This window comes from Streptomyces sp. NPDC036764, assembly GCF_055609385.1.
The window spans coordinates 2,510,463-2,524,470 of record NZ_JBVJPT010000001.1 but is presented as its reverse complement, the minus strand read 5'-3'; the positions used below and the strand labels follow the sequence as shown (position 1 = coordinate 2,524,470).

The 14,008-nt window shown below is 68.2% G+C and carries 16 protein-coding genes; 6 read left to right on the top strand and 10 right to left on the bottom strand.

All coding sequences use genetic code 11. From position 1 onward, the window contains the following. Nucleotides 1-461 precede the first annotated feature (461 nt). From ACZ69Q_RS10430 to ACZ69Q_RS10400, 7 genes are all read right to left on the bottom strand, one after another. The gene (locus ACZ69Q_RS10430; protein ID WP_471039431.1) at nucleotides 462-806 is read right to left on the bottom strand and encodes an antibiotic biosynthesis monooxygenase family protein; all 345 of its coding nucleotides are present in this window, start codon (nucleotides 804-806) and stop codon (nucleotides 462-464) included. Beyond that, a complete protein-coding gene (locus tag ACZ69Q_RS10425) occupies nucleotides 803-1,642 on the bottom strand; it encodes an SRPBCC family protein (RefSeq protein ID WP_471039428.1) in 840 nt (279 codons plus the stop codon). The genes ACZ69Q_RS10430 and ACZ69Q_RS10425 overlap by 4 nt, the downstream gene beginning before the upstream one ends. A gap of 1 nt (nucleotide 1,643) precedes the next feature. Then, entirely contained in the window at nucleotides 1,644-1,889 is a 246-nt protein-coding gene (locus ACZ69Q_RS10420) for a phosphopantetheine-binding protein (protein WP_471039425.1), read from the bottom strand. A gap of 109 nt (nucleotides 1,890-1,998) precedes the next feature. Next, the gene (locus ACZ69Q_RS10415) at nucleotides 1,999-3,210 is read right to left on the bottom strand and encodes a ketosynthase chain-length factor (protein ID WP_471039422.1); all 1,212 of its coding nucleotides are present in this window, start codon (nucleotides 3,208-3,210) and stop codon (nucleotides 1,999-2,001) included. Further along, entirely contained in the window at nucleotides 3,207-4,478 is a 1,272-nt protein-coding gene (locus ACZ69Q_RS10410; protein ID WP_471039419.1) for a beta-ketoacyl-[acyl-carrier-protein] synthase family protein, read from the bottom strand. Before ACZ69Q_RS10410 ends, ACZ69Q_RS10415 begins: the two co-directional genes overlap by 4 nt. Next, entirely contained in the window at nucleotides 4,468-4,911 is a 444-nt protein-coding gene (locus ACZ69Q_RS10405) for a cupin domain-containing protein (protein ID WP_471039416.1), read from the bottom strand. Before ACZ69Q_RS10405 ends, ACZ69Q_RS10410 begins: the two co-directional genes overlap by 11 nt. After that, complete coding sequence (locus ACZ69Q_RS10400; protein ID WP_471039413.1) at nucleotides 4,911-5,231, bottom strand: TcmI family type II polyketide cyclase; 321 nt, start codon at nucleotides 5,229-5,231, stop codon at nucleotides 4,911-4,913. Before ACZ69Q_RS10400 ends, ACZ69Q_RS10405 begins: the two co-directional genes overlap by 1 nt. A gap of 198 nt (nucleotides 5,232-5,429) precedes the next feature. Here ACZ69Q_RS10400 and ACZ69Q_RS10395 point away from each other — a divergent pair, with 198 nt between their 5' ends. Then, complete coding sequence (locus tag ACZ69Q_RS10395; RefSeq protein ID WP_471039409.1) at nucleotides 5,430-6,476, top strand: methyltransferase; 1,047 nt, start codon at nucleotides 5,430-5,432, stop codon at nucleotides 6,474-6,476. A 167-nt stretch (nucleotides 6,477-6,643) separates the two neighbouring features. On the opposite strand, the gene ACZ69Q_RS10390 is transcribed toward ACZ69Q_RS10395, so the two are convergent. Next, on the bottom strand, nucleotides 6,644-7,099 hold the full coding sequence (locus ACZ69Q_RS10390) for an anthrone oxygenase family protein (RefSeq protein WP_471039406.1): 456 nt from the start codon (nucleotides 7,097-7,099) through the stop codon (nucleotides 6,644-6,646). 134 nt (nucleotides 7,100-7,233) lie between these two features. On the opposite strand from ACZ69Q_RS10390, the gene ACZ69Q_RS10385 reads away from it, so the two are divergent. The 4 genes from ACZ69Q_RS10385 (at nucleotide 7,234) to ACZ69Q_RS10370 (ending at nucleotide 11,468) form a co-directional block, all read left to right on the top strand. Continuing rightward, nucleotides 7,234-8,757: a DHA2 family efflux MFS transporter permease subunit gene (locus ACZ69Q_RS10385; RefSeq protein WP_471039403.1), complete on the top strand. Its 1,524-nt coding sequence runs from the start codon at nucleotides 7,234-7,236 to the stop codon at nucleotides 8,755-8,757. A 6-nt stretch (nucleotides 8,758-8,763) separates the two neighbouring features. Then, entirely contained in the window at nucleotides 8,764-9,156 is a 393-nt protein-coding gene (locus tag ACZ69Q_RS10380) for a hypothetical protein (RefSeq protein WP_471039399.1), read from the top strand. 151 nt (nucleotides 9,157-9,307) lie between these two features. Then, nucleotides 9,308-10,501, top strand: coding sequence for a methionine adenosyltransferase (metK, locus tag ACZ69Q_RS10375; protein WP_471039395.1), 1,194 nt, complete (start codon nucleotides 9,308-9,310; stop codon nucleotides 10,499-10,501). A gap of 1 nt (nucleotide 10,502) precedes the next feature. Then, nucleotides 10,503-11,468, top strand: coding sequence for a carbohydrate kinase family protein (locus tag ACZ69Q_RS10370; protein WP_471039392.1), 966 nt, complete (start codon nucleotides 10,503-10,505; stop codon nucleotides 11,466-11,468). Nucleotides 11,469-11,672: 204 nt separating this feature from the next. Here ACZ69Q_RS10370 and ACZ69Q_RS10365 read toward each other — a convergent pair whose 3' ends face one another. Further along, the gene (locus tag ACZ69Q_RS10365) at nucleotides 11,673-12,758 is read right to left on the bottom strand and encodes a sensor histidine kinase (RefSeq protein WP_471039390.1); all 1,086 of its coding nucleotides are present in this window, start codon (nucleotides 12,756-12,758) and stop codon (nucleotides 11,673-11,675) included. Between the two features lie 216 nt (nucleotides 12,759-12,974). Between ACZ69Q_RS10365 and ACZ69Q_RS10360 the strand changes: the two genes are divergently transcribed. Then, nucleotides 12,975-13,121 carry a hypothetical protein gene (locus tag ACZ69Q_RS10360; RefSeq protein ID WP_471039387.1) on the top strand — a complete coding sequence of 49 codons (147 nt, stop codon included), beginning with the start codon at nucleotides 12,975-12,977 and terminating at the stop codon, nucleotides 13,119-13,121. A 169-nt stretch (nucleotides 13,122-13,290) separates the two neighbouring features. On the opposite strand, the gene ACZ69Q_RS10355 is transcribed toward ACZ69Q_RS10360, so the two are convergent. Further along, nucleotides 13,291-13,983 carry a response regulator transcription factor gene (locus ACZ69Q_RS10355; RefSeq protein ID WP_471040190.1) on the bottom strand — a complete coding sequence of 231 codons (693 nt, stop codon included), beginning with the start codon at nucleotides 13,981-13,983 and terminating at the stop codon, nucleotides 13,291-13,293. Nucleotides 13,984-14,008 lie beyond the last annotated feature (25 nt).

The window sequence follows — 14,008 nt, the reverse complement described above, 5'->3', positions numbered from 1 at the left end:
TCGGTGCGCTCGGCGTCAATTCGCGATCTTCGCCGCCGATCACCTCCAGCGGCCCAAGGACACGAAACCGTATTTCAGCCACCTTACCCATCCGCGTGATCCCCCTACTGAGAGCGTCGCCTCAGCCACGAAAACCCAAGTAATGGATTACACTGCCCGTCAAATTGCGGCCTCTTGATCCGAAGGTGGGCACTCGCCATAACTCATCTTATAGTAGCGATGGTTGAACCTCCCAGGGTTTCGCGAGTATGTCGAGGGAATAAACCGTTCACCGACTGGCGCAACCTGATGAACCGGAAAGCGATTACGAAGGTGCGCGCCGTTGAGAAACACTCTGCCGCCGATTTCCCTGCGGTCCCAGCAGGACGCAGCCAGAACTAGTTCACGACATAATTACCGGTGAGTCCAAAAAGAAGGGGGCGTCCCGCAGCCCGGGACGCCCCCTTCACGGAGAGTATCGGTCACGCCGAGTAGGACGCGATCACGTCGTAAACGGCGAAAGGCGCTCCGGATGGACTCGGGTCGGCGAACTCGCGGATCGGCGCCGTCTGTCCTTTGTGCCGGGCACCCTCTTCCCACTCCAGGAACGCTCGCCGGTCCTCCCACTCGCTGAGCACGGCGAAACGGACGGGTTCCTTCAAGTTGCGGAGCAGTTCGTTGCGGAGCAGGCCGGGCGTCCCCTGCAATGCCTTGCTGGATTCGTCGTACGCCTGCACCAACTTCTCAACCTCGTCCGGGTCGTGTTCGTTTTGCACCCGAACGTATATGGTGACCCGAACCGTGCCCCGCTCGGTGCCGGCACTCACCGTGCCACCCCCGTCCTCGTCATCTCGGCGACAACGTCGGTGGTCACCATGGAGCCCTTCGTCCGAAACGGCTGCAGCCTGCTCCGGTGGCCGATGTGCTCTTCGCTGCGCTCGAAGAGGCGGAAGTGCTCTTCGTCGGTCCAGTCGCTGATGATGTAGTAGACGCGAGGCTCATCGTGGCTACGCATGAGCCACTGGCCGAGGTTGGCGGGCTGGCAGGTAATGACCTCGCCGATCTCCCGCCATGTCTCCTCGAAATCCTTCTCCTTGCCTGCTACGATCTCGGCTCGCAGCAGCACCCTGAAGACCGGTCCCTGGTCGCCGTTCGCGATCGACGCATCTTTCACACTGTCGCTCCCCTTATCCAGGGCCCTGCCGTCGGCGTCTGCCCGTGCGGCCGCTTCGACCAGCTTTTTGATGCGGGCCATTTCCTTTACCGTCTGCCGGTTCAGGTGATCCTCGGCGCCTGAGTCGTCCACGGGCGCGGACGGTTTCATGGCGAACTCCTGGATCCAGCGCATACGGACGCCACTCGGTTCCGGCGCGTACTCCCAGCGGATCTTCATGTACGTGAACAGGCCATTGTCGAGTCGATGCGCAGTGACCGTTCGACTCTCGGGGTCGGGAGTCCGCTCGGAGACCCAGCTCCACTGTTTTCCGTCAGCGTCCGGCTGGGTCTTGAGCCGAAAGCGGACGGTGTCGCCCTCGACGGCGATGACCTCCGACTCCGCGTACTCCTCGAACAGAACGGCCCACGTGGAGACGTCGTTGGTCATGTCCCAGACCAGTTCCATGGGGGCGTCGATGACAATGGAGTTGTCGGTGCGGCCGGCCATCTCAAGCCGCCTCTTCCAGACGCGCGTTGACGTAGTCGAGCACCTGCCGAGGAGTCTCCATCTCTTCCATGGCGGCGTCAGGTATCCGCAACTGGAACTCGTCCTGGATCTGGGTGACGACCTCAAGGACGGCCAGCGAGTCAACATTCAGGTTCGTGAATGCCTTGTCGAGGACCTCCTCGGTCAGGCTCGACGCGTCTGCGGACTCGCCCTGGGTGGCCCGAATGATCTCGAGCAGCTTCTCCACACTCAAAGTCCTCACGTTCGCTCCCTCATCGGCTGGATGGGTTTTGGGTCACCCACGGGTCTCGCCAAGACCCCTGGGTCTTACAGACGGGTCCGCACTGGCAGGCCAGTCAGGGCGTGGCGCGCAGCACCATGGCCGCGTTGAAGCCGCCCACACCCCGGGCACAGACCAGGGCATGACGTATCGGCAGTTCGCGCGGCTGCGCACGAACAAGATCCAGCGGGAACTCCGAGGTGAACTCGTCCACATGCGGGGTGGGTGGCACCACGCCATCGCGGATGGCCAGCAGCGCGGTGGCGACATCGAGTGCCCCGCCGCCCGAGTACATGCGCCCGGTCGCGGCCTTCGGCACGGCGACTGGCACTCCGCGCGGGCCGAACACCTCCGCCAGTGCTGTGGCCTCCGCGCGGTCCAGCTCCGGTACTCCGCAGCCGTCCGCGAAGACCACGTCGATGTCGGCCGGGGGGATCCGGGCATCGTCGAGTGCGTTGCGGATCGCCCGGCCGAGCGTCGGGCCACGTCCGGATCCGGCGGCGGGGTCGAAGGTTGCCGCATAGCCGGCGACCTCGCCGTACACCCGCTCGGCACCGCGGCGCTGCGCGTCCTCGCGCCGCTCCATGATCATGATTGCGCCGCCCTCGCCTGGCACGTAGCCCGCCGCACGCTGGTCGAACGGCAGATAGGCGGCGGTCGGGTCCGCGCTCCGGCTGAGCAGCCCGGTCGCCAGCTGCGCGACCATGCAGGCCGGGGAGAGCGGGGCGTCGGTGCCGCCGGTCACGGCGATACGGGCGCCGCGCCGCAACTGCCGTCGGGCATGCCCGATGGCATCCAGCCCCCCGGCCTGCTCGGTCGCGATCAGCCCGCAGGGGCCTCGCAGACCGTGATGGATCGACAGCTGCCCGGTGGTGGCCGCGTAGAACCAGGCCACCGACATGTAGGCGCTCACCCGCATGGGGCCGCCGCTCCACATCTTCTGCAGTTCGTGCTGGCCGTACTCGACGCCCCCGGAGGAGTTCGCGGTGACCACGGCCCGCTCGTACTCGGGGAAGTCGGCGAGATCGGCTTTGGCGTCCGCCAGCGCCATGCTCGCACCGGCGAACGCGAAGTGCGTCATCCGGTCGGTCTGGGCGAGCAGCCTGGACGGGACGTGGTCGGCCGCCTCGAAGTCGTCGACCTGTCCGGCAAGTTGCGTGGTGTATCCGGACGGGTCGAAGCGGCGGATGCGGTCGATGCCGCTCTTGCCCGCGAGCGTGGTGGCCCAGTAGTCGTCCAGGCCCACGCCCGTGGGGGCGACCACGCCCAGACCGGTGATCACCGTCATCGCCTGCTCCTCGGAGAGATCAGTACGACCGCGCTCTGGAAGCCGCCGAAGCCGCTTCCGACGCTGAGCACCACGTCGGTGGGGTGCTCGCGTGCCTCGTGCGGTACGTAGTCGAGATCGCACTCGGGGTCCGGTGTGGTGAGATTCGCCGTCGGCGGTACCACTCCGTGCTCGATGGCGAGCGCGGAGGCGGCCACCTCGATCGCCCCTATGGCCCCCAGGGAGTGGCCCACCATCGACTTGATCGAGCTGACGGGTACCCGGCGGGCGTGGTCCTTCAGGCTTCGCTTGAACGCCGCTGTCTCATGCCGGTCGTTCTGCCGGGTGCCCGATCCGTGCGCGTTGACGTAGTCGATGTCCTCGGCCGAGATGCCGGCCTGCTCCATGGCCCGGTCGATGGCCTCGGCAAGTTCACGGCCGTCCGGCTTCAGGCCCGTCATGTGGTATGCGTTGGCGCGTCCGGCGTAGCCGGCCACCTCGCAGTAGATCCTCGCGCCGCGCCGTACGGCCCGATCCCTGGCCTCCATCACGAAGACCGCGGACCCCTCGCCCAGCACCAGCCCGTCACGGTGCCGGTCGAAGGGGCGACAGGCGTGTGCGGCGTCGTCGTTACGGGTCGAGGTGGCCTTCAACGAGTCGAAACAGGCCACCGTGATCGGTGAGATCGGAGCGTCTGTGGCACCGCCGACAACCACGTCCGCGGAGCCCTCCTCGATCAGTTGCGCGGCGTGGCCGACCGCATCGAGCCCGGAGGTGCAGCCGGTCGACACCACCGCTGTCGGGCCCTCCGCGCCGACCCGGCGGGCGACTTCCACGCCGGCCGTGCTCGGGATCACCGCGCCGTACAGGTGCTGTACGCCGTACTCCTGGTTGCACAACCACTGCCGGCCGCCGTCGCTGATGACGACGTATTCCTCCTCCATCATCATGGTGCTGCCGACCGCGCTGCCGATGGTGACGCCGGTGCGGGCCGGGTCCAGATCGCCCTCGCCGACCCCCGCGTCCGCGAGTGCCTCCCCGGTGGCCACCAGGGCCATCTGCACTGCCCGGTCCAACCGGCGTATCTCTTGCGGCGTCAGGCCCAGCGAGGCCGGGTCGAAGTCGCATTCCGCGGCTATTTGGCAGCGGAAGCGCTCCGGGTCGAACAGCGTGATGCGGCGCGTGGCCGTACGGCCTGCGGTAACAGCGGACCAGAAGGCCGGGGTGCCCACCCCGCCTGGGGCGACCACTCCCATACCGGTGATGACGGCGCGTCGTTCACTCCTCATCGGGATCGGGCTCCTCCGTGTCGACATGCCCCAGCTCGGGCCGGGGCGCGAGCGGGCACGAGTGGAAGACGACGAATGCAGGCTCGGTGCCGTCGTTGAGCATCTTGTGCTTGGTCATACGCGGGATGAGGATGCCCTCGCCCGCCGTGACCCGGTGGACGTCCTTGCCATCCGTCGTCACCTGTAGACCGCCTTGCACCACGTACATGAACTCGTCCGAGTACGGGTGGTAGTGCTCCCGGATCCGCTCGCCGGCGGCCAGGAGGCCGGTGCCCATGAAGCCACTGGCCACTCCCGTCGTCGCCGGGCCGAGCACGATGCGCAGATCGCCGCCGTGCCGGGGGCTCGACGGGACTTCCGCGGCGGCAACTTTGACGACAGGGAGTTCCGCCTTCCCTTCCTTCGGGGCGGTGTGCACTTCCTGGGCGGACATCAGTCGGCCTGCCAGGAGTAGAACGGCTGCGCCATGGCGTGCTTGGGCTCGGACCACTTGGGGTCGTATGGCGTGATGAACGGCAGCAGTCGCTCGTGGAGCTCCTTGAAGAGCGGGTGCTCCCGTGCCGCGTAGAGCTTGTGCGTGGGGTCCTCGTCGGCCTCCACGAGATGCATGTACAGGTCGTGGAAGCGGAAGAGCGTGCGTCGCCGCGCGCCGATGAGGTGCGGCAGTTCTGTGTTGTCCGACCAGCGGAACAGGTCTGCGACCTGGTCGGCGTCCTCGGGTTTCATCCGCGCCACGATCAAAGTGCGGTGCATTCCGCCTCCCCGGCAGTTCGATTCTGTGAGTCGCATGTGAGCTGAAATCCGTCCTTGCGCATCGTGGGTGGTACGCCTGGCGGCACGCTGGTCGCCGTTGGACGGTGCTCCACCAGTGCGCGGACAGCGGCCCACCAGCGCCCTCGGGCAATGTCGGGCCGTCAGAACCTCGAGCCCGCATCGATCGCGAGGGAATCCATGACCGTTTCGCAACCGGCCGGGGACGTCGGCCTCCGGAAGCTGGGTGAGCTGGCTTTCGCAGCCGGAAACGCGGCTGCCGTCCAGACGGCAACCCGGCTGAAGATCCCCGACATGATCGGAGATAAGCCCGTCCCGGTCGAGGAGCTCGCCGAGAAGGCGGGCATCGAACCTCACCTGCTGTACCGGCTGTTGCGCGCCCTGACCACCTACGGCGTGTTCGAGGAGGTCGGCGAGCGGAGCTTCGCGCACACCGAGATGTCGCTGCCGCTGCGCGAGGACTCGCTCGACGGCATCCGCAACCTCATCCTGTGGATCGGCGCGCCGTGGACCTGGCAGGCGTGGCCGCGCCTGGAGGAAGCACTCCGCACTGGCAAGTCCGTGATCCCGTCGATCTACGGCAAGGAGTTCTACGACTACCTGCGTGAGGACGCACCCGACGACGAGCAGCTTTTCGCGCGTGCCATGACGGACTCCAGCGCGCGCAGCTCCGAGGTGGTCGCGCAGACCATCGACCTGACCGGCGTCGGCACGGTCGTGGACATCGGCGGCGGCCAGGGCTTGCTGCTGCGCACTCTGCTCGACCGGTTCCCGCACCTTAACGGCGTGCTGTACGACTTCGAGCAGGTGTTGGCCGGCGCCCACGAAGACCTCAAGGAGGGCGGCAGGCTCGCCCCCCGGACCAGGATCGTGCCCGGCAACTGCCTGGAGTCGGTGCCCGTCAGGGCGGACGTCTACATCCTGAAGAACCTCGTGGAGTGGCCGGACGAGAACTCCCGGGCGGTGCTCCGCAACATCACCGCCAGCGCTCCCCCCGGAGCACGGGTGATCATCATCGACAGCCTGGTGGACGCCTACCCCGACGAAATGCGCATCACCACCACACTCGACCTGTTCCTGATGATGAACGTCGGTGGGGCGAAGCACAGCCTGGCCGACTTCGAACCACTGTTCGCGGAGGCCGGAATCAAGAAGCTGAGTGTGCAGACCGTTCCGGGCACGCTGCCCCGACTGCACCTCGTCGAGGGCCTGCTGCATCGGAGCTAAGCGCTCCCTGGCGGAACGAAGACCTGGCCGCCGCTCCCCCTGAACGGCCAGGACTCACCCCAGGGAAACGGCAAGGAAGCGTCTGTCCCCCCAGTGGCGGCGGGGACAGACGCTTCCGCGCGCCTGGCGTAGTGCGCCAGGCGCTCAGTGCCGTCAAGAGCCGGCCATCAGAGGCTGAATGCCGCAGCCAAAGCGCCGAGCGCAACGGACACGACGCCGAGCCCGACCCGAACGTGGTGGACAGTGCGCCACCGCAGCCGTACGTCCTCCCACTCCGGCGGCGGATCGGTCGGGTCGATCCTTTCCACCCACTCGTACAGCGGCCGAACCATTAGCCGGGAGACAACGGCGATCCCACCGAGGCACGCCGCCGCGAGTCCGTACAACAGTCGCTCAGCCATGACGTTCACAGTGACCGACAGGACCAAGTCGCTCAACGCCCCGAACACCACCAGCGCCGGCATCAGCTTGTCCATCCGGTACGCGAGCAGCGTGTTCATCAAGAGATACTGATCAACCTTCAGTCCGCGCAGCACGGGCTCGATCACCAACAGGCCGACCAGCAGACCGCCCAGCGCCGCACCGCTCAGCACGATCGACAGCGCGTTCAATGCCTCGGTCACCTCATACCTCCCACTTTCACGGGCCTTTGACCGGAGTCGACCGCAACACACTGGGCGATTGCTCGAGGCCGTCTGGCGCCCGGTGGTACGCCGGACACCAGTCGGGCCCCAACGCCCCGCCCGACAGTGGCCGCATGACCGCCGCACCCGATCCGCGACGCTGGTGGGCACTCGCCGTCATCGGCCTCGCCCAGCTATTAGTGGTGCTCGACGCCACGATCATGAGCATCGCACTCCCGCACGCCCAGGACGGCCTGAACATGAGCGACGGCAACCGGCAGTGGGTCATCACCGCCTACACCCTCGCGTTCGGCGGACTGCTGCTCCTCGGCGGCCAGGTCGCCGACCGTGTCGGGTACAAGCGAACGTTCCTCATCGGCCTCGTCGGATTCGTAGTCGCCTCCACGCTGGGCGGCGCGGCCCCCACCGCGGGGCTGCTGTTCGCGGCGCGAGCCTTGCAGGGCGTGTTCGCCGCGCTGCTCGCGCCGTCCGCGCTCGCCCTGCTGTCGACGACCTTCCGCGACCCCGCGGAACGTGCCACGGCATTCGGCGTGTTCGGCGCGATCGCCGGAGCAGGCTCGGTCGTCGGCCTCATCGCCGGCGGTCTGCTCACCGAGTACCTGAACTGGCGGTGGTGTCTGTACGCCAATCTGCCGCCCGGCGCCGTCGCCGTGTCCGGGGCGCTGATCGTGCTGCGCGATCGCCCGGGGAACACCGGTGCCCGCCTGGACCTCCCAGGTGTGCTGCTGGTCGGCACCGGCCTCGTCGCCCTCACGGCGGGCTTCGGCGAGGCGACCTCACGCGGTTGGGCGGACGCCACGGTGCTGGGCTTGCTGGTCGCAGGCACCGTCCTGCTAGCTCTCTTCGCCCGGTGGCAGACCCGTACCCGCACGCCGCTGCTGCCGCCGCGCATCGTACGCAGTCGCGTGCGCGCGGGTGCGTACGTCACGATGACGCTTGTCACCATAGGGCTGTTCGCGCTGTTCCTGTCCGTCACGTACTACCTGCAGACGGTCCTTGGCTACTCCCCTCTCAAGACCGGCCTGGCCTTCCTGCCGACAGCCGTCGGCATCATCGTCGGAGCGGCCCGGATCTCCGCCGGGCTCAGCCACCGGGTGCCACCGCGTGGGTTGATCGTGCCGGGAATGCTGCTGGCAGCGGGCGGAATGCTGCTGCTCACCGGGCTCGGCACAGAGCCGGCGTACCTGTCGCACGTACTGCCTGCGCAGCTCATGGTGGGGCTCGGCGCCGGCACCACGTTCATGGCGGCGATCGCCTGCTCGTCGCTGGGCGTCGACCCCAGGGAGACGGGCATCGCCTCGGCCACCCTCACCACGGCACAGCAGGTCGGTGGATCGACCGGCGTCGCGCTGTTGAACACGCTGGCCAGCAGCGCGACACAGCGATACGAGCGCGCGCACGGCAGCGCGGAGCCGGGCGAGGCAGTCGAACAGGCCGCCACGGTACACGGGTTCGCAGTGGCCACCGGCTGGGTCGCGGCCCTGCTGGCCCTAGGAGCAGTCGGCGTGGGGTTCGCCGTCGACGCCCGGGCGCAGCCGGCCCACTCCCCCGGCGAGCCCAGATCAGCGGAACGTCCCGACAACACGGCACCCAGCAATCCCGGCCCGACCTCAACCACCCAGGAGCTCCGGAGGTAACCACCCATGCGCGAGCCCGTAGTCGCCGTTCCGGCCGTTCCCGTCCCCGTGCTGCTGCCGCCCTTACCGACTCCGGCCGGGTCAACCTCGCTGGCCGGGCGGCTCATCGCAGTCTTCGGGCAGGGCGGCTCCGCTCGTGCCATCGCGGCAAAGCTCGGCAGCCACGGCGCCACGGTCGCCCTCCGCCCACCCGGCCACCGGAACCACCCCACTGAGGAAGCTGCGACCCGCAGGCGAGTGGACGGCGCTCTCGTCCTGCTTCCCAGGACAGCCGGAAACCTCACCGCTTCCGACGCCATCGCCTCGGCCATGCAGTGCTCGCCCCGCTGGCTACTCGTGCTGGCCCCGGGAACCGATCCCGCCGAGGCCGGCCAGGCTGCCCTGACCCTCGACCGCTGACGTCGAGTCACCGGCCCACCGGACAATGATTCCCGGGTAACACCCCGTTCGGCCTGAGGCCGCGTCCGACACCAGAGGCCTGACCCAGAAGTCGTACCGCACTGCTGCCTTGTCCAGATCATCAGCGGCCCCTGCAACCCGAGGGAGTGTCATGCCCCGCAACCTGTTCACCTCGGAGTCCGTGACCGAGGGTCATCCCGACAAAATGGCCGACCGGATCAGCGACACGATCCTCGACGCCTTGATAAAGGAGGATCCACTGTCGCGGGTCGCCGTGGAAACGCTGATCACCACCGGCCAAGTGCATGTCGCCGGAGAGGTGACCACGACTGCGTACGCGGACATTCCTGGCTTGGTCCGAGACGCCGTACTCGACATCGGCTACAACTCGTCCATGAAGGGGTTCGACGGCGCCTCCTGCGGCGTCTCTGTCTCCATCGGCGCCCAGTCGCCCGACATCGCCCGCGGCGTGGACACCGACGCAAAGGACGCCGATCCGCTCAACGCACAGGGCGCGGGCGACCAGGGCCTGATGTTCGGTTACGCCTGCGACGAGACGCCGGAACTGATGCCGCTGCCCATCCAGTTGGCGCACCGGCTCGCATACCGGCTGGCCCAGGTCCGCAAGGGCGGCACCGTCCCGTACCTGCGCCCTGACGGAAAGACACAGGTGACCGTCGAGTACTTGGGCAATCGCCGAGCCCGCCTCGACACTGTGGTGGTCTCCGCCCAGCACGCGGCAGACATCGACCTTGAGGACTTGCTCGTGCCAGACGTGCGCCGGCACGTCGTCGATCACGAACTCGCACGGCTGGCCGATGACGGCATCGAGCTCACCACCGAGGGCTGCCAGTTACTGGTCAACCCGACCGGCCGGTTCCACATCGGCGGCCCGATGGGGGACGCGGGGCTGACCGGGCGCAAGATCATCATCGACACATACGGCGGCATGGCCCGCCACGGCGGCGGAGCCTTCTCCGGCAAGGACCCGTCCAAAGTGGACCGCAGCGCCGCCTACGCCATGCGTTGGGTGGCCAAGAACGTGGTCGCGGCAGGCCTGGCCTCCCGCTGTGAGGTCCAGGTCGCCTACGCCATCGGCAGGGCAGAACCAGTCGGTCTCTTCGTGGACACCTTCGGCACTGCTAACGTCTCTCCGACCGCGATCGAACGGGCCATCGATACTGTCTTCGACCTCCGCCCTGCCGCGATCATCCGCGACCTCGACCTGCTTCGCCCGATCTACACCCCGACTTCTGCGTATGGCCACTTCGGCCGCGAGCTGCCCGACTTCGCCTGGGAACGTACCGACCGGGCAGCCGCTCTCCGCGACGCGGCCGGAGCCTGACATGCGCATCGCCGTCACCGGTTCGGTCGCCACGGACCATCTCATGACCTTTCCCGGCCGCATCGCCGACCAGCTACTGGCCGACCGCCTGGACCATCTCTCCCTATCCCTCCTGGTCGACACCATGGAGGTCCGGGACGGTGGAGTCGCGGCCAACATTGCCTACGGGCTGGCCCTCCTCGGCCACCGACCGCTCCTGATCGCCTCGGTCGGCGCCGACTTCGACACGTACGGTGCCCGGCTGGCCGCGCTGGGAGTGGACCTGTCCGCAGTCCGTGTCTCCACCACCCGCCATACCGCCCGCTTTCTGTGCACCACGGACACGGACGGCAACCAACTCGCGTCCTTCTACCCGGGCGCGATGAGCGAGGCGCCCGCCATCGACCTCGTCGCCGTGCTGCAGCGGCACGGTGGCGCCGATCTCGTGCTCATTGGTGCCGACGCCCCGGAGGCAATGGTGCGCTACACCCGGGCGTGTCGTGCACTGGGAGTGAAATTCGCCGCCGACCCTTCCCAGCAGCTCGCCCGACTCGACGGTGCGGACATCCGGGAGCTCGTCGCCGGGGCCGATCACTTGTTCACCAACGAGTACGAGCGCGAGCTACTACTGGTCAAGACCGGCTGGACACCGGCCGACGTACTGGCTCAGGTCTCCGTGTGGGTGACCACCCTCGGCGAGAATGGAAGCCACGTCGAGCAAGCGGGAAGGCCGCCAGCCGAGGTCCCAGCGGTGCCCGAGGCCACGGCAGTCGACCCCACGGGGGTCGGTGACGCGTTCCGCGCCGGTTACCTGTCGGCCCTCGCCGCCGGCGTCGATCCGGTCCGGTGCGCCCAGGCGGGCTCGGCCTTGGCCGCCCTGGCCCTCGCTGCCGTCGGCACCCAGACATACACACTTGCCCCCGGCGGATCTGACGACCTCGTCACGGCGTCTTCAAGTTCGGTCACCGCGACGCAGGCCGGGGGGTGACGAGGTCCGCCATCCACTCGGCGCGCCATGAACCGATGAACGCGCGTACTCACCTGCTCGGACGGGGGCGTTTGTCCATCGCCCTGGCCACCGTCAAGTCCTACGTCAGCTACACCCTCGCCCAGATCGGCGTCCGCGCCCAAGCGGCTGCCTTCGCCCCGAAGTTGGGAACGTCGGCTCCTAGCCTAGCTTTGCACGCCGTGGTCACTTCTGGAGAACTGCCGGTTCCGGCGGACTTGTCGACATGTGCTGGTCAGTGAGCTGAGGGAGGAGAACCCGGAAGGTCGTGCCCCGGCCGGGGGCCGAGTCGACCTCGACGTGTCCGCCGTGGGCGGTGACCAGGGAGTGGACGATGGACAGGCCGAGGCCGGCGCCGCCGGTGGCGCGGTTCCGGGAGGCGTCTGCGCGGTAGAAGCGCTCGAAGATGCGGTTGCTCTGTTCCGGAGTGAGGCCGGGTCCCTCGTCGGCGACCTCCAGGACGACGTGGTCGCCGACCGTGCCGACGCCGATCCTGAGGGGTGTGCCGGCTGGGGTGTGGGCGATGGCGTTGCCGACCAGGTTGGTGGCGACCTGGCGCAGCCGGGCCTCGTCGGCGAGGGTCGACGCTGGGGCGGGCGGTCCGTCGCCGGCCGGACCAGTGAGGGCGACGGTGCGGGCCGGGTCCAGGGCGCGTACGTCGTGCAGGGCCGCGGCGGCGAGGGTGCGCAGGTCAGCAGGGGTGAAGTCGAGGCCCGTTGAGAGGCCGGGCGCGAGGTAACCGGTGGGACTCCCGGTGGTCTTCAGCGCATGTGCGTCGAGGCGGGCCAATTGGAGCATGTCCTCGACGAGCCGGGTGAGGCGTTCAGACTCTCGGGCGATGTGGGCCATCGTGGCGTCGATATCCTCGCGGTCGGGGAGGCCCCCCATGCGGTGAAGGTCGGTCAGGCCCTTGATGACGGCGAGCGGGGTGCGCAACTCGTGGCTGGCGTCGGCGACAAATCGGCTCATCCGCGCCTCGGACTCGGCGCGGACAGCGAAGGCAGTCTCCAACTGCCCGAGCATGCCGTTCAGCGCGGCGGCCAGACGGCCCAACTCCGTCTTTGGACTGGCCAGTTCGGGCACCCGGCGGGACAGGTCACCACCCGCGATCTCGGCGGCTGTCTGCTCGACGCGGGACAGCGGACGCAGCCCAGAGCGGACCGCGAACCAGCCGGCCACTGCCAAGACCGCGAGCAAGGCGAGTCCGGTAGTTCGGTAGTTCTGCCACATGCGGCCCACGGTGCTGTCCACTTGTTCCATCGACGTTGCCACGACCACACTCTGGATTCGGCAGAGGCCGCCACCGAGGCTCCCGGCAGTACGACGCGCGCTGTCCTGGGCACGGCGATCACTCGCCAGCGTGCGTTGCCCTCCGTACCGTCGACGGTGAACGGGCGGCCTCCGCGGGCGGCGACCGCTGCCCTGTCCAGCCGGGGAAGTGCCGGGCTCCGCGCGTCCTTCGTACGGTTCGCCCCCGCGAGGGAGTCAATGCTCCTCTCGACGGTGCCGTCCGTGGCGACGTACGTGATGACGGGGTTGCCGAGAACGTCCGTGCTGAAGTCTGCCAGCCCCGCCAGCGGCTTCCGCTGGGCCCCGTTCTCCGCCACCGTCGGCGGCAGTGCCGCGAACACCTGAGCAGTGGCACGGAGCTGGGAGTCGACTCGGTCCTCCATATAGCCGCGGAGGGAATTGCCGGTGACCAGGGCGAAGGCCGAGAACCCGACAGCCAGCAGGGCAACTGCCAACAGCAGCACCCGACTGCGCAGTGAAGCCCGCGCCCACGCCCCGCGAAGTCGGGGCCTGGTCATGACTTCGGTCCTCTCAGCACGTACCCGACGCCGTGCACAGTGTGGATGAGATTCGGGCCACCGTTGTCGATCTTGCGACGCAAATAGCTGATGTAGGTGTCGACGATGCCGGTGTCGCCGTTGAAGTCGTAGTCCCACACCCGCTGGAGGACCTGCGGCTTCGAGACCGTACGCCCGGCATTGGTCATCAGGTAGTGCAGCAGCCGGAATTCAGTGGGCGACAGACGCAGCGGCTCACCCGCCCGCGCCGCTTGGACACCGTCGGGGTCGAGTTCCAGGTCGGCAACCCGCAGCAAGGCGCTGGGGTCGCCACTGGTGCGGCGCAGCACGGCACGGATGCGGGCGATCAGCTCCTGGAGGTCGAACGGCTTGGTCACATAGTCGTCGCCGCCCAGAACCAGGCCCTCGATCTTGTCCTGGGTCGCGTCACGGGCGGTGAGGAACAAGACCGGGATGTGCCCGGCGCGAGGCACCGCGGCAGGGCGGTGCTGCTCGCGCAGCCGACGGATCACCTCGAAGCCGTCCAGGTCAGGCAGCATCACGTCCAGCAGGACCAGATCCGGCGAGACCTCCCGCGCACGATCCAGGGCCTCCTGACCCGTCCCAGCCGCGGCGACGGTGAAACCGGCGTGCCGCAGGGCCGCACACAGCAGTTCCCGCACGGTGGGTTCGTCGTCCACGACCAGCAGGTTCACGCCAATGGCGGCCGCCGCG

Excerpts from the sequence above, each read along its gene's own strand:
- ACZ69Q_RS10425 (WP_471039428.1), bottom strand. The coding sequence starts at position 1,642 with ATGGCCGGCCGCACCGACAACTCCATTGTCATCGACGCCCCCATGGAA.
- ACZ69Q_RS10415 (WP_471039422.1), bottom strand. The coding sequence starts at position 3,210 with ATGACGGTGATCACCGGTCTGGGCGTGGTCGCCCCCACGGGCGTGGGC.
- ACZ69Q_RS10410 (WP_471039419.1), bottom strand. The coding sequence starts at position 4,478 with ATGAGGAGTGAACGACGCGCCGTCATCACCGGTATGGGAGTGGTCGCC.
- ACZ69Q_RS10405 (WP_471039416.1), bottom strand. The coding sequence starts at position 4,911 with ATGTCCGCCCAGGAAGTGCACACCGCCCCGAAGGAAGGGAAGGCGGAA.
- ACZ69Q_RS10400 (WP_471039413.1), bottom strand. The coding sequence starts at position 5,231 with ATGCACCGCACTTTGATCGTGGCGCGGATGAAACCCGAGGACGCCGAC.
- ACZ69Q_RS10395 (WP_471039409.1), top strand. The coding sequence starts at position 5,430 with ATGACCGTTTCGCAACCGGCCGGGGACGTCGGCCTCCGGAAGCTGGGT.
- ACZ69Q_RS10385 (WP_471039403.1), top strand. The coding sequence starts at position 7,234 with ATGACCGCCGCACCCGATCCGCGACGCTGGTGGGCACTCGCCGTCATC.
- ACZ69Q_RS10380 (WP_471039399.1), top strand. The coding sequence starts at position 8,764 with ATGCGCGAGCCCGTAGTCGCCGTTCCGGCCGTTCCCGTCCCCGTGCTG.
- metK (WP_471039395.1), top strand. The coding sequence starts at position 9,308 with ATGCCCCGCAACCTGTTCACCTCGGAGTCCGTGACCGAGGGTCATCCC.
- ACZ69Q_RS10370 (WP_471039392.1), top strand. The coding sequence starts at position 10,503 with ATGCGCATCGCCGTCACCGGTTCGGTCGCCACGGACCATCTCATGACC.
- ACZ69Q_RS10360 (WP_471039387.1), top strand. The coding sequence starts at position 12,975 with ATGCTCCTCTCGACGGTGCCGTCCGTGGCGACGTACGTGATGACGGGG.